The organism is Pseudomonas lini, assembly GCF_964063345.1.
GTDB classification, from domain to species: Bacteria; Pseudomonadota; Gammaproteobacteria; order Pseudomonadales; family Pseudomonadaceae; genus Aquipseudomonas; species Aquipseudomonas lini_B.
This window is the reverse complement of sequence record NZ_OZ061318.1, coordinates 4,734,098-4,749,697: the sequence shown is the minus strand read 5'-3', so window position 1 is coordinate 4,749,697 and position 15,600 is coordinate 4,734,098. Positions and strand designations below refer to the sequence as shown.

The 15,600-nt window shown below is 56.8% G+C and carries 7 protein-coding genes and 1 tRNA gene; all 8 read right to left on the bottom strand.

Going from position 1 to position 15,600, the window contains the following annotated elements:
* Positions 1–15 precede the first annotated feature (15 nt).
* Positions 16–438 (bottom strand): RDD family protein, encoded by a 423-nt coding sequence (locus AB3226_RS21470; protein WP_367374519.1) that lies wholly within the window; start codon positions 436–438, stop codon positions 16–18.
* 35 nt (positions 439–473) lie between these two features.
* On the bottom strand, positions 474–1,028 hold the full coding sequence (locus tag AB3226_RS21465) for a hypothetical protein (protein ID WP_367374518.1): 555 nt from the start codon (positions 1,026–1,028) through the stop codon (positions 474–476).
* Positions 1,029–1,375: 347 nt separating this feature from the next.
* Positions 1,376–1,672, bottom strand: a complete 297-nt coding sequence (locus AB3226_RS21460) for a hypothetical protein (protein ID WP_367374517.1) — start codon at positions 1,670–1,672, stop codon at positions 1,376–1,378.
* Between the two features lies 1 nt (position 1,673).
* Positions 1,674–3,476 (bottom strand): VENN motif pre-toxin domain-containing protein, encoded by a 1,803-nt coding sequence (locus AB3226_RS21455; protein WP_367374516.1) that lies wholly within the window; start codon positions 3,474–3,476, stop codon positions 1,674–1,676.
* Between the two features lie 109 nt (positions 3,477–3,585).
* Positions 3,586–4,401 carry a hypothetical protein gene (locus AB3226_RS21450; protein WP_367374515.1) on the bottom strand — a complete coding sequence of 272 codons (816 nt, stop codon included), beginning with the start codon at positions 4,399–4,401 and terminating at the stop codon, positions 3,586–3,588.
* A 4-nt stretch (positions 4,402–4,405) separates the two neighbouring features.
* Entirely contained in the window at positions 4,406–13,243 is an 8,838-nt protein-coding gene (locus AB3226_RS21445; RefSeq protein ID WP_367374514.1) for a hemagglutinin repeat-containing protein, read from the bottom strand.
* Positions 13,244–13,268: 25 nt separating this feature from the next.
* On the bottom strand, positions 13,269–14,975 hold the full coding sequence (locus AB3226_RS21440) for a ShlB/FhaC/HecB family hemolysin secretion/activation protein (RefSeq protein WP_367374513.1): 1,707 nt from the start codon (positions 14,973–14,975) through the stop codon (positions 13,269–13,271).
* Between the two features lie 517 nt (positions 14,976–15,492).
* Positions 15,493–15,582: transfer RNA gene (locus tag AB3226_RS21435), tRNA-Ser, on the bottom strand.
* Between the last annotated feature and the right edge of the window lie 18 nt (positions 15,583–15,600).

Here is a 15,600-nt window from a genome sequence, read left to right as displayed (position 1 = left end):
CTACAGCAGTCGCCCTTACTTGGATCGGATCACAATCGTAGATGCAAGCATGTCGCCAAGTCGTTTCCGCGAGCCAAAGAAAATAAATATCCAATCTAAGATATTCAGAAACGGCGTGGTGATGTTGCGCATAAAAGATTGGTAGAGGCTACAGTTAAGGTGGCTGCGCTCATCGATTACAGACATCCCCAACAGCTTCTTACCCAGGCTTTGACCGTTCGGCATTGCATCGGAAAACAAGTAATATGCCGCAGCAGAGCCTAAAGCCAGAAAGGCGACCACGTTGGGTGAAGAACCAACAAACTCAGCTGTTCGCCCTACGAGGAAGAACAGAAAAAAAGTGACCAGAGAGTCAATCATTTGCCCTCCCCACCGATGCCCCAAGCCCGCTAGGTTACTGGGCTTCCGATACTCGCTCTGAGTATTGCTGATTTCCATGTGTTATCAATCCTTTGGTATATAGCGGGATAGGCCTAACGCACGCTCGCCACAGGAATACGCTCCTGCGGCTGGGTGACATCGTAGACATGCTGTTCACAACGATCACCCACAAACTGAAACTCCACCAGATAGACCTTGCTTCGTTCCGGTGTAAAAGTGCTTCTGATCGGACCACAGCGGTACCCAGTCCCGATGCTCTCGCCGCTGGCGTAGCCCGACACCTCAAACGGCTGATCAGGGTCAGCTTGTACTTCCAACTGCGGGAAGTGTTTCAAGGTAGCGCTGTGAACCGTTTCGTTGACCTTGGCAATCCAGCCAAACACCTTGCCCCGGCCGGTATCCACTACGGTTCCCTGCAGATCCATACGCTGGTCAGGATCGGCTGCGCGTCTGATCGAGAACTCCACCGGATAGGTGGCACCCGACGCTTTCATGATGACCTTGGCGTGCTGGGCATCAACGGTCACTTTGTTTTGGTGCAGTTGGATGCCGTCGTTGAGCACGGTGGGGGAAGAGTCTCTGACGTGGGATTTACAGCCTGGTAATGTCAGAATTAAGACCAACATTAGTAGTGAGGTTTTTTTCATGAAAAACTCCAAGTAGATAAATTAAAAACAACTTTTTTCTGCCCCCTCTCATGCCCAGGAACAGATCCAGATAAATTATTCAAAGCTCACTCAAGTCGCACATAGAAACAAAGTCAACAAAAAAGTGGACAGATCTATTTATATGCTTCGAAAACAGGCGCCAGCGCCGTTTACGCTTCGAAAATAATTTTGTCCCCTTTTTCGTTCTTGGAAAAAAATGGGACAGATTTATTTAAGAACTGAGCAAACAAATAAATCTGTCTCCTTTTTCGCGCGTTGCGAGCCGAGGTACATCAACAGGCGCAGGTTCTGGAGTAGATTTGTGGGGATCCCTCAGGGTCTGCCCCCTATTTCCACCTAAAAACCTCGTTAGAATTCACGTGATGATAAATTCTTTCCATAATTTCATCCAATACATCCCCTTCGAGCTGCCGATCTTCTATCATCCGAAAATCCATCATCAGATGATCTTTCACGTTTTTCATCCCTTTACTATCTTTCGCCCTTAAGATATTTCTAACTTTATTAAGATAGACATAACAAGTATTTGTATCCTCCCCCAGTTGATCTAGAGCCAAAAATAGCTCATCGACCATTTCAGAAAGCTGTGAAATTAATTCCTGATTAGTATCTGAAAACACCATTTTATTTACCCCGACTCACTTGATCTTGAAACGCAGCCTTAAATTCATCAAGTGTATAAACCACACCTGTTTTCCCATCTCTAACAGACTTAACCCAATCCATAGGATAATTTCTAGGTAGCAATACTTGATCCGCCCCACCTCGATACTTTGGCGTCAAACTAGATGACGGCTGCTGACCAACGGCGCCAATATTTAGCTTCTGACCAGCTGGTATTTCTATTTCGGCCTCAAATCGACTACTACTCCACTTAGGATAAACAGCAGTCTCTTGTCGCCCAGCATTTTTAACAGTAGAAGCAAACCCACCATCCAACTTGGCTTGAGCTGCCCCTCCACCAAACTTCCTATACAAAATAACTGACTCAGTTGTTTCAGCCGTAACATACTGGCCATTTCGGAATGTTTCAATCGTACCCGGTCGTAATTTTTCTGTTTCCAGCAGCCTGACCTTGTCATCAATTAGGGTGCCGATTGAAGGACGCACTAAATTGTTGTTTTGAACAAGATACCCACCCTGCGCCGCACTCGCCTGGCCTGTTCCTTTTGCACCCCTAGCTACCCCGGACCCCGCAACGTTTAGCGTCCCCATCACAATATTGCCAGCTGCCGCCCACGCGTCTCCTTTATAGGCCTGTACCCCACCATACGCGATCTGAAGCGCTCCGCTTTCGGCGGAGAGCAGGCGGATACCCGCACCCAAACTGCCGCTCATCACATACAGTGCAGGAGTCCCAACATCAGCGAGCTCTTGGTAGTTCTGGTTGATACGCAGCGTGCCAAGTGAACCGAGATACAGCTGCTCATTTTGACCCAACGGACGATTCATCTGATCAGAGATCCCGCCCGGGTACAGCCTATCCAATGAAGCCTGCTTATCCGCACTGTAGCTCGCATAAGCAACGGTATCGCTTTGCTTTAACGGCACTCTTCGTGTCATCGCATTGATTTTTGCTTGCGCCGCTTCTGGGCCATAAGCATCTATCAGGGCGTAGGCATACTCCTGCAGGTAGGCGTTGAGCTGTGCCTTGTCAGCATCGGACATCGTGTCACTGTGCCGACGATAACGTTCCATCAGCGCATTTGAAATGTGATCCAACTTATCCAGTTCGACCAGCTTCTTGGCAACCGAGACGCGGGTATCTCCGCTTAACCTTTGCTGCCGTAGTTGATCCAGCAACGTCTGATCAGCAGGGCTCAGGAAATTGTTTTCTACCGCATTTTTCCCGACCTGAGCCGACGCCACGGCAGACAGAGCATCCTTGCCTGTGACTGCTCCGCCAACGCCGGCAGCCAATGTAGCTAATGCAGAAATGGTTTGTTTCTGCTCTTGCGTCAGCTCTTCGTCGCTGAGTCCGCCATAGAGTTCTTCTCTGATAAGGCGTGCTGTTACCTCGGCAGCGACCGCGCCAGTCGCCCCCGCTAAAGCAGAATTGCCACCTGCTCTCGCGATTACTGCACCTAGAACCGCATGAGCCATCAAGTTGGCTGTTGCGTCCCCATCGGTCATGTCCTTGACCGTTTGCGCCAGATAGGGCGCCGCCGCCCCCCCTATAGCGCCGCCAATATTTCCACCGATTAATCCTTGAACGATTGCGGACACCGCCTGGCTGGCTTTTTGGAAACTGCTGCCAACGCCATAGTCACTCTGAACCTGTTTGGCGACTTGCTCGCGGCTCGGATCAGCAACTCCGTTGTCGAGTAACTTCTGGCGCGCCGCCTTAAAGGCCTCACTATTCTGATCTTTCGCCTCGTCGATCTTAGCCGCCGCGACTGCATCTCCAACTCCCTTCACCAACTCCACCGAGCTCCGTGAGAAAAGTGGACAGACCACGCGCTATAGAAAAATTTCATTTATGAAAATAACGTAACCCACCCCACCTCCCGTCTCTTTTCTCAGGGTTTCAGCGCACTCAATAACTTCCAGCACTATCATCAGCAAACGATAGCCAAGACGCAGCAACACAACCGAAAACCTCATCGCTGGTGCGAGCTTGCAGTTCTATAATCGCCCGTCTTGCATCAGCAATTAACCAGCCCGTCGAGTTCAATGTCAGCCAGGCATAGTCCAAACGACCCGCCGACATAAAACTTTCGAATAGCGTCGTTTTTACCTGAGCAGGATCAAACCAGCCAGGCAAATTCGCGCTCTCTGGCATTCGCATATTCTTATTGAGAACCTCAAAGGAACAGCTAGTTTCCCACCAGTTCCCTCTGGAAAACTCACTGGGAAAGTCTCCCATATATGGATTGCCGTCATAGGAAATACAGTCAAGAGGGGTTAATGTTCTAAACAGCTCTGCCTTGGGAAACCCCTTTGGATCGTCACCTGTTTTCAGAGAGACCGCATCAAGTTCCGATAAGCTTTCAAGCCCTACCCTCGCCGCAAACTGTTCAAGATCTAACGTCACCCCATCATCCAAACTGATCGCCATCATCGCGATTACTCCAAACAATTGTGAAGGAGTTCTGGCGATCTCAGTCGTCATGCGATCGGAGCTTACGAACATCTTTACAAAACAAGGCTCCCGCTCCACGAACCAGTGCTTCCAATATCCAATATAGGTAGGACGAGAGCCGTCACTCCAGATTGGGACCAGCGCAGGTGGAAAACCAAACCATTGAGCAGGTGCCTCTAGAGTGCAAATAGGTGACCTGATTCTTCCGGCAGCACACGCTACCACTGCATCCGACAGACTGAGAGCTTTAAGCGCGGTTTCAAAGTTCATGTTCTTACCGTTTTGGTGCCAGAGGAGTGGACCATTCAGGAATTTCTATTCTGTGCAAAGGTGAGATGGGGCCAACCCAAATATTGGTGGTCTCGCTAGTTTGCTGGTGGATCAGAAGGTGGGCCTCGCGTGAAGGTACGGGCACCAAGTGTCGGGGGTCAACGATCTGTGTTGGGAAATCCGTTTTGCCGAAATTCCAGTGATGAACTTGTGCGATTTCTTGTCCGGCATTGCGGGCGGATTTAACAAAGCGGCTATTAACGGCACTGAATGCATCCTCCAGTATTTGCTGGCTGGGATTTTGTCCGCTGGCAAGGGTATCAAGGTATCGCGTATATCCATTAGGACGGCTGGCGCTAGCAGCGGAACGCATCGCATCGTTCCACATCTTAAGCGATTGAGGGTCGTCCGCAACGGTTGAAAAGCCAAAACTTTGGGGGGTGAGGCGGACTACCACCTCATCACTGGCAACCGTTCCACTCCCGGTTTTCCCTAAAGCGCTCCCCAACATCTCTGAGGTGATTTTTTTCCCCGTCTGCGTTTCAATCACCATCAAAGCGCGAGCATCACTCAGCTGCTCCGCACTTAACTTGGCAGCACCTCCCACCACAAGCCCCGCGGGCAAGGCCTCACTGGCGGCCATTTCCGCTAGCCACACTGTCGTTTCGTTGGCGCACAAAACTGGGTTAGCCGAGCAAGCCCGAGCAGCAGCTTGAGCGACGGCGATTACTTCAGGTGTCGCGACGGCACCGACCGTCGCAGCTAACATGGCACCGGAAACAAGCACACCACCTTCTGCCGTCTGTTTCGCAATGTCGGCTTTACAAGCGCTGTCACACCCCTTTACGTCAGCAAGCCAGAACCCAAGATCGCCACCAGCCATCATGCCCATAGCATTGTTCTCGACGGCATTTCTGGCCGCTCCGGCGCCTGCTACGGCATTCGCAGAATCCCCTCCAACGAGCCCTCCTGCCAAGCCACCGGCCATCGTCGAAAGCGCCGAAATCATTTCCTTATCAGCTTCACTCAGTTGATCACGGCTTTTCCCTGGAAAAAGCTTATTAGCAATCAACTCACCGAGGCTTGCTCCTGCTGCCCCTGCAAGCGCCGAACCCTGCTGAGTTTTAGCCAATACAGCACCCAGCACGGCATGCGCCATCAAGTTCGCAGCGTCATCTCCTTCTGTCAGCTGTTTCACAGCCTGAGCCAGGTAAGGCGCTGCGCCCCCACCCACGGCAGCTCCAATATCTCCACTGAGGATACCCTGGACAATCCCAGTTACTGCCTGGCTGGCTTTTTGGAAACTGCTGCCAACGCCATAGTCACTCTGAACCTGTTTGGCGACTTGCTCGCGGCTCGGATCAGCAACTCCGTTGTCGAGCAACTTCTGGCGTGCCGCCTTAAAGGCCTCACTATTCTGATCTTTCGCCTCGTCGATCTTAGCCGTCGCGACCGCGTCCCCTACTCCTTTCACCAATTCGATCGAGCTTTTCACCAGCTCGACGCGCTCGTTCATCGCCTCTTCGTCAGGCTTGTCCAGATGCTCGTTGGCATTTTTCGTATCGCGATTCAGGCCGACAGTATCCTGAGCTCCCTCTGGATTACGGACGATGATCGTGCCTTCGCTCACCGCACTGCGTGTGTGGCTCTTGTCGGATTCGCTTAGAGCGATACCGTACAAGCCGCCCACCGAGGCGGTTGCGCCAGCGCCACCGTAACTGGCCGATACGCTGATACCTGCAGACTGAGCCTCGATTTCGCTGACGTTCTTGATATCGCGCGCGATGAGCCGGTCAGTGATCAACAGGTTTTTGTCCGCCGAGGCGTCGCTGGCAATCACACCACCTTCCAAGGTGGTGGTTTTGCCGACATCGACGGTGTAGCCACCCGTTCCGGCGAAGAGACCGGTCTGGTCCGTGACGCCTTTGTATTCGCTGTTCATGTTGCCGGCAGCCAGGTTGGCTGAAGCAGCGACAGGTGTGCCATAGCAGATCGGTGGGATGCAGATGCTGGCACCGAAACCGCCGCTACCCTGCTTGCTCTTCTGATCCTGGGTGTCCTGACGGGAAATGATGTTGAGGTTGCCATCGATCAGCGCGTTGATTTCATCAGCGCGAACCTGAGCGCCCGCCAGCGTCGTGTCACCACCGCTGCGCAGCAACAGCGAACCGGTCTCTACCGTACTGTTGACCTGCGTGACGGAACTGCCGTTACCCATACCTTTTGCGAGTTGGGCACCGAGGTCCAGGGTGAAGCCGTTCTGCTGGCCAATGTTGAAGCTGGCGCCAATAGCGGTTCTGTTGTTGCTGTTATGATTGGACCACTCAGCGGTGTTTTGCGCGCTCTCCAGGATGATGTTGTTGTTGGCAAGCAACGACATGTTGGCCGCTTTGAGGCTGCTGCCGATGACGTGCAAATCACCATCGTTTTCCGCCGCGTTGCCATTGGCAATGATGGACAAGTTAGTACCTGCATTGAGGGTACTTTGCTTGGCGGTCTGGCTGGTGTAGTCGCTGGTGCTTTTGCTGTGGGTATTGGCCAGCTCGGTGCCGATTTTGATCAGCGAGCCATTGCTTGCGGTGCCGCCCTGTTTGTCGGCGAAGCCGGTTTTTTGGGCATTGGCGTCTGAAGCCATTCCCCCGAGGTTGTACGCCGCGAGGGCGGCCTGGGCCAGTTTCACAGCCTTGAGCCGAGGATCATCCGCATCCTTTGCGGCCTCGACCGACGAGCGAATGGTTTTAGCCGTATCGATGATCGCACCACCGATGACGCGACCTACGGCCAAGCTGTTGGCTTTATCAACGGTGCCTTGCGTTGCCGTTTCCATGCCCGCAGCGATGGTGACGTTCGAGCCGCGCAGGCTCATGTCCTTGGTGCTGACCAAGTCACTGGCGATGACATTGAGGTCTGCACCGGCGACGAGGCTGACGTTGCCTTTACTAGAGCCAATGGTGCTGCCGGTCAGGGTGGTTTGCGATGCCGTGCCGTTGTGTTTCTGGTCGCTGATCGACAGGTGCTGGTTGCCCGTGATGTCGTCAAGACCCAGGTTGTTACCCGTCAATACGCCCGTAAAGTCGCGGTTTTTCTCCTTGTGCATTTGAGTGCGGGAGAAGGTGTTTTCTGCCGCGTCGATGGTCAAGTCGCGTCCCGCACGCACTGCCAGGTCGTTGGTGCTGACCAAAGCCGAGCCGGTGACGGTGGCATCGCGTTTGGCGCTGACGGCGATGGTGTCGCCAGAGATCAGGCTACCCACGGCGGTGGTCTGAGTTTCAGCCAACTGATCCTGGACCTTGCTCGACTTGAACCCACCCCAACTACTCTTGCTTTGGCTGCGCTCATGGCGCGCGCTATTGGAGTCGGTAACCGCGACGATTTCCACGTCATTGCCGGCACCCAATCCGACGCTGCCTTTTTCGGAAGAGACATCGCTGCCCTTGATCACCAGATCATTGCCGGCGGTCAGTACGTTGTTGCCTCCGGACGTGACCGAGCTGGCAACGTTGGTGACAGAGCTTGTTTCGTCGAGACGGAACTTCTTCCCGGAAGAAGACTTCTTGGTCTTGCTATAGAAGCTGTAATCCGAATCCTCAGCCGATTGCAGCAGCAGATTCGAACCCGCTACCAGATAAGCCTCATCCCCAGCGTTTACCCGGCTCGCAATCAGCCCCAGATCCTTCCCCGCACTCAACGCCACATTCCCACCTGCCGTCACGACAGTGGAAACCTGGTTCACATGATCCTCCTGAGCCTTGACCTTCTTGCTCTTGCCATACGAATGCTGTTCATCCGCCGCCGACGCCAGGGTCAGGTCGCCGACAGCGCTCATGCCCACATCACGCTTGGCCTCGATCTGGCTAGCAACCACCTTGAGGTCGCCGCCCGCAGTGGCCTGAAGATCCCGCCCAGCAGTAACGCTGGAGCCATGCTGAGTGATGTTCGAATCGCGATGATTGGCGCCCCGAGTGTTGCTGTCCGATTGCTCGGCGGCAGTGATCTTCAGGCCCCGGGCAGCGCGTAATGTGGTGTCGTTACCGCTCTTGAGCACACCACCGGTGTTGGCGATGTCCCGCCCCGCGCCCAGCGTCAGGTCATTGCTGGCCTCGATCCGCGCCGCGTTGTCGGTAAAGTCGCGTTGTTCGGTCTTGTAGCCGGTGCTGCTGGCGTGGCGGGTGATGGTGCGTTCATTGCTCACGTCACCGGCCAGGGCGACGACGTTGACATCCCGCCCAGCAATAATGCCGCCGGCCCGGTTAGTGAGGTTATTGCTCGCCAGCGCCTCAAGCCGATTGCCCGCTTCCAGCAAGCCGCTGTTAACCAGACTGTCGCCAGCCGTGGCCCTCAGGTTGCTGGAGGCGCGCAGGGTGCCAACGTTGTTCAGGTTTTTACCGGCGATCAGGCTCACATCGGCGCCCTGGATCAACGCGCCATTGGCCGCCAGGCGGTGATTGGCCTGGGCCATGTACAACACCGGTACCAGAACCTGTTCGTTGTTCACGGTCCGGGTTTCCATCCAGACGATATCGTGGGTCAGGGCCGCGACCTGTTCGGCGGTCAGACTGACGCCCAGGGACAGGTGGAGGGCGTCCTTGCTGGCGATGGCGTTGTTCATCAGGTACTTGAACATGCCGTCGTCGGAGGTCTGGCCGTCGAGGAAACGTTGGCCGGTGCGGGCGATCACCGCCTGTTGGATCAGGCGTTGTTCGTAGAAGCCATCCCCCAGGCGCTTGGCGGCGAGGTCCGGATCGTAGCCCAGGTTTGTCAGCAGGTAATCCGAGCTCATGAACCGGCGCATGTCGGTCAGCGCCGGGTTGGTCTCGATCAGGTACTTGTGCGGATTGGACCTGATCGACCTGTCAGCCAGCCCGCGCACCTGCAGCAGGCCGGCGCCCTGGGTCGGCGTGGTCGAGCCGTCGCCGCTCATACGGAACAGGCCGTTTTGCCCGGTTGGCAAGTCAAAACCCGGCAAGGCCAGCGGATCGACCTGCTGTTGGGTCAGGTTCGGGGCTAGCTGCCGATTGACGCTGATGCGGGTCGAGAAGGCATTGTCGGACTGGGTGTCGGTACGCGGCCCGGCGCCGACGTAGTTGTAGCCGCCACGCACGACGCGGTTGTCGACGTTGCCCTGGGTGCGGATATCGACCGCGCCGCCAGCCTGGATAATGGCCGCGTAGGTCTGGCTATCGGTGGAGGCCGTTTGAGTGCGAAGCGAAGGGATTTCGCGCTCGGTCATGCCGATGAAGCGGCTCATCGCCGCTTCGAGGCCGCCCAGGTCGTTGGCGTTGTAACCGGGGCTCTGCAGCCAGTATTTGTTGGTGAAGTCATTCGCGGCGGCGCGCCAGCCACCCGGGCTGCGCGTGCGCTCAGAACGGAAGGTACGCGAGGTTTCGATCTCGCCGGTCTCAATGCCGATGTTGTTCAGGCTGACCAGATTGGCGGTCAATGCACCGCCGACGCCGATGCTGCTGCTCCGGTTGGTCAGGGTGTCGCCCTGGATATCCAGGTTGCCGCCGGTGGTGACGCTGGAGGCCGCGCTGGCCGCGGTGACTTCGAACTTGTCGCGCTGGACGATCTGCCAGACGTGGTTTTCCTTGCCACCGCTGCAATCACCGGCATTGACCCCTTCGATACAGGCCACTTCCCTAATCGAGGCGGTGTAGATGCCCGCGTCGTGGGTGGTCAAGACCTCGCGGACGTTGTCGATGGTGCTGGCCGCCAGACGCATATTGCCGTCGCTTTGCAGCGAGCCGGAACTGTTGAGGATGCTGCGGGCACGGGTGCCGAGGCCGTCGCGATCAATGCTCAGATCACCCAGGCTGTAGATATCGGCATAACGATTAGTCAGGCTATCGACACGCAGGCTTGTATTGCCGCCACTGAAAATCAATCCGCGCTGGTTGAGCAGGGCGCCGGTCGATACGCCCAGTGCCTCGGCACTGCCCAGCGTGCCGTAGTTGTTAATCGCTGCGGCGCCGATGCTCATGTCGGCCGCCGAGGTCAGGCGTCCGTAGTTGTTGAGTACACCATCGACCCGGACGGTCGTGGTGCCCCCGCCAGCGATACTGCCGTTTTTTTCCAGATTGATCAGCGCGGCCTTGAGCCCCAGGGTACCGAGACTGCTCAAGCGGCCGCTGCCTGCATATTCGCCGGTCAGTTGCAGGTCGATGGCTCCATCGCTGCCGATCAGTCCGTCGACACGCCAATCGATACCACGGCCCACCATGCTGTCAGTACTGAGCAACTTGCCCGTGGCAGTCTGGGTCAAGTGGTCGACATCCACGACCAGGTGTCCGGCCTGGATCTCGGTGCTGTTTGTCCAGCTGTCGGCCTTCACGTTCAAGTTGCCGTAGGTCACCAGACGGCCACCGGCCTTCCCCAGGTTGGCCTGGCTGATGCCAAACAATCCCAGGCCGGTGTGCAACAGCTTGCCGCCCACGTTCTGGATGCTGCCGGTGTCCAGGCCCACATCCTGGCTGGCGGTTTCCAGGGTGCCATCACTGTTATCGAACAGGCCACCGATGTTGAACGTCGTAGTGCTGTTCTTGCCCAGTGTGCGCAGTTGGCCTTTATGGTTGCTCAGACTGGCGGCGAGAATATCCAGGCTGTCCTGGCTTTCGATAATGCCCGCGTTGTTGTTCAGTGCGCCCGAAAGGTCAAAGTCGATGCGATTGGCACTGACCTGCCCGCCGCTGCTGTTGTCCATATCCCGGCCAATGACCCGGACCTTGCCCGTGGCATATATACCGCCGTTGCGATTATTGATATCCGCAGCCGCGTTGCTGATCACGACATCGCCGGCTTGTGCGGCCAGGCGCCCGCCGTCGTTGAACAGCCCAGCCAAGGCTTTGATGTTCAGTCCTTGAGCCTGGATCGTGCCGCCCTGACGGTTCACGTCATAGCCGTTTTTCAGCACACCCGTGGCCCGCGCCTCCAGCGCGGCCTTGACGCTGGACAGCACGCCACCCCGGTTGTCCAGGTTGGTCGCGAAGACATTCAGGTTGGCGTCCCGGGCGATGATGCTGCCGCCCTGGTTATCGATATCGCCCGATACATCCACGGTTACCAGGCCCTTGCCTTGCAGCGTGCCCCTGGCGTTGTCCAGGCTGGCGGCATGGAGCTCGACGCCGGCACTGCGGCTGGCGATCAGGCCCTTGTCGGCGTTGTTTACCTTGCCTGTCGCCGTGACCAGCAGCTTGCCATTGGCAGCTACAGTGCCTTTGTTGCTGTTGTCCAGGCTGCCAGTGCGCACGCTCATGACGCCTTGGCTGGACAACTCGCCGCCCTGGTTATTGATTACGCCCTTGTTGGTGATGTCGAGATTTTTGCCGGCCATGACCAGGCCGGTCAGGTTGTCCAGGCTGCCGAGGATCAGGGTCGCGCTGTTCAGGCTGGATAATTCGCCTGCATTGTTTTCCAGATGGCCCAGGTTGGCAGTCAGAATGCCCTGGCTATTGATCAGGCCACCTTGGGCGTTCAGTACCTGGTTGGCGTTCAGATGCAGTTCGGTGTTGCCAAGAATTCGGCCTTTGTTGCGGTTATCCACAACGTTGGCTGTGACCATGGTCTTGCGCTGCCCACTGAGCGTACCGCCCTGGTTGTTCAGCGCAGCGGTGGTCGTGACATTCAGGTCGCGACTGGCAACCACCGTTTTGCCGCCGTTATTCAGCTGTTTTGCAGTAAGAGTGATATCGCCCGATGTGTTGCGGCTGTTGTCGGCATTGACCCCGGCTTCGATGATGCCGTTGTTGCTCAGCGTGCCGCCGCTGTCCAGGCGAATGCTGTCGCGCGCCACCAGGTTGTTGTGGCTGGTCAGGTCGCCTTGGGTCTGGACGTGCAGGGTGGTGCCGGCATAGACCGGTCCCCGGGCGTCGAGGCTAGCGGCTTTGACGTTAATGGCACCGGCAGTAGTAGCAGTCTCGGCCAAACTCAAATGACCGTTGGCATCCAGCTGGATATCACCGCCACTGGCGACCATCTTGCCATCGAGTTTTACGCCGACCCCCGCCTCCGTGCCCACCAGTTTGATCGACCCGGCGTACATGCCACCGAGAGCCGAAGAGTCGATGGCCAACCCCGGTTTGGCGCTGCCGTCATCGGGGCGTGCGGTCGTGTTGAGGGTGTCGGCGTTGACGTCGTTACGCCCGGCGATGATGGTCAGATTCTTGGCCTGGATCTCGGCGTTGATCCTGGCGCTGCGGGTGATGATTTCGAAGCGGTCGACGTTGCTGGCGTTCAGCCCGTCGCCTTCGATGGCGATGCTACCCTGATCGACCTGAAAGCGATCCAGCCGACCGTTATCCAGCACCGGTTTGCCGGTGGTCAACGTGACTCGCGGGGTGTTGATGAAGCCGCAACCGTTGCAGCTGATGCCGTACGGGTTGGCGACGATCACTCGCGCCGATTGCCCCGCGACTTCGGTATAACCGCGCAACTGGCTGGGATTGCCGCCATTGACTTCGTTGAGGATGGTTTGCGCGGCGGTGCCGTTGAGGTTCCGGTTACCGAGGATGATCCCGCCCAGTTGTGTGGGCTGGGCGGCGTTAGTGGCGTTGTTGAGGATCACGCCGTTGTTGCCAACGTTGTAATCCTTGAACTGGTTGTGGGACAGGCCACTGCCGTTGGGCTTGGCGATGTTGACGATGGGCACGCCATTGCCGGCCTGGCCGAGGCTGGTGCCCGGCGCGCTGACCACGATGCCGTCCGCCTGGGCCCACATCGGTTGCCAGAACATGACATTGGCCAACAGGAACGCAAGGCCGCGCTTGGGCATGCCCCAGAAGTGCTCGCGTTTTTTGACCGCAGCAGAGGGCTGGCCAGCGAGGAAGGCGTAGTGGCGAACGTCCATGATCGAATCTCGTTTAAAGCAGAATTTAGAGGAAGAAATCCACGCGGAAGTAGATCGGCGCTTCGCGCTCGCTCAGGGCATCCGGGCGTTCCAGGGAATGGGCGAAAGTGACGCTGGCGCTCAGGTGCTCACCACGGGCAAACAACTCCAGCGAGTTGCTCGACATGCGCCCGTGCTGATCGCCGTTGTAGCGATCGCCACGAATCACGCCCTGGTCGTAACCGAGGCTGGTGCCGTATTCGGCGAACACCGGGCGTAGCCATTCCAGTGTCACGGGACGGCTCCAGCGCAGATCATTGCGCCAGTAGCCACCGCTGTCGCCGGACAAGGACTGGTCCTTGTAACCACGGATCGACGATTGCCCGCCCAAGCTCATGCGCTGCGGGCTGAACAGCACGTCTTCGCTGCGCTGGCCGGTCATCAGGCTGCTGAAACTGAAGGACTCGCCACCCAGCACAAAGGGCTGCAGATAGCTGAGGGTGGCGGTGTATTTGCGATAGCGCGCATCCGGCAGCCCAGGCCCCGGCTCGTGATCGCCCTGGGCGTCAAGAGCACCGATGCCGTTTTGCAGGCCCAGGTCGAGGTTGACGAAGGCATTGCCAACCCGTCGCCCATGGTTGATGCCGAACTGCGCCTCGCTGATGCGATTGCTGCTTTCAGCGAGTTTGCTGTCTTCAATGAAGTTGTTGGTGCGCAGGTAAGCCAGCCCGGTGTTGAGCGAGGTTTTGCTCACCGAATCGCGATGGATCACCCGCTCCAGGCGCAACTGATGGTTCTGGCTATCACCGCTCTGCTTGAAATTGAAGCCGTTGGCCTGGCCCAGCGCCCGGTACTCGCTCTGGCTGTAGGTGTAGCTCAGGTTCCACCAGCCAAAGGGCAGGTTGTAATAGAGCATGCCATTGCGCGAGGTTTTCTGATGGTCGCTGATGGCATCGTGGCCGCCGCGCAAGGCCAATTGATCGGCCAGGCCCAAGGGACTGTCCCAGTCGAAGGCGGTGCCCCATTGCTGCTCGCCAGTACTCTTCTGGCCATCGTTATGCCGCGACAAGCCGACGCGCCAGGGTTTCTGCGGGGTGTTTTTGACCAGCACTTCGCTGCCACCGATGTTCTGCCCCGGCGTCAGCTCCATCTGCGCATCGTTGGATGGCAAACGGTTCAGTTGATCGACCATCTGTTCGATCTCCCGCAGGTTGACCAAGTCGCCGGCCTTACCGGGAAACGCCATCGCTAACTCGCGGTCCGACAGTTTGCTGTTTTCGGCGCCTTTCAAGCCTTCGAGTCGCCCTTCCACTACCAGCACACTCAAATGCCCGCCGGACAAATCCTGCTGCGGTAGATAAGCGCGGCTGGTGACCAGGTCTTTTTCGAGATAGTGGTTGGTGATGACCTTGAGCAACTGGTTAAGCTGCGGCACGCCCAGGCACTGGTTGAGAAAGGGCTTGAGCAGGCGTTGACGCTCGCCCTCGGACAGGGCATCGGCGCCCTTGAGCTCAATGGTCTTGATCGGGAAGCAACGGCTGTCGGTAGGGGCCGTCGGCTGGGTAGGCTTCGCCTCCTTGCCGGGCAGGTCCTTGAGCTCCTCAAGACGTCGGCGCTGTTCTTCGAGCAGGCGGTCCTGACGCTCACGGATCAGGTCCGTGTCACCGGGGGTTGGCGCAGCATAGGCGAGCGTTAGCGGAGAGAGGCACAGCAAAGCCAGGCACAACCTCGCCCAATGGGCGGGTGAGAACATGTTCGATCCCTCGATACGGAAATGACAGCAAGCTCGCGAGCGGACGAATAGCCATATACCGGCTTACTCCCACCAAACACTCACGTTGCTGATGCGCAAAACTACGCGCACACCAGACCCCGCATATCGTTTTCGGTTCAAGAGAGCGGAAACTTTCTTACAAAAAAAAGAGACGTATCTCACAGGACGCGTCTGAAATTACGACAGAAACGACTTTTCAGACTGAACAAGGCCGATCTTTTCACGGCGGCTGAGCTGCCGCTCCAGGCGTGACATTTGAATTGGTGGCAGGGATGTAGAAGGGATGATTTCAAAACGCAAGAAGGTTCTGCTGCGATCACGGTCGTACACGAATACCCAAGAGCCCGCCATCAAGCGGGCCTTTCTGTACCTGATTTGCTCATGCCAACAGTGCCGTATCGCCTCAAAACAGCATGGCTTGAGTAGTACAATCGAGTAGTACAACCGGAAAACAAAAAGCCCCGTAGCTTATTCAGCTACGGGGCTTTTCTATGTATGGCGGAGAGATAGGGATTCGAACCCTAGGTACCGGTGAAGGTACAACGGATTTCGAATCCGTCCCATTCGGCCACTCTGGCATCTCTCCAACGGCGCGCATCATAAC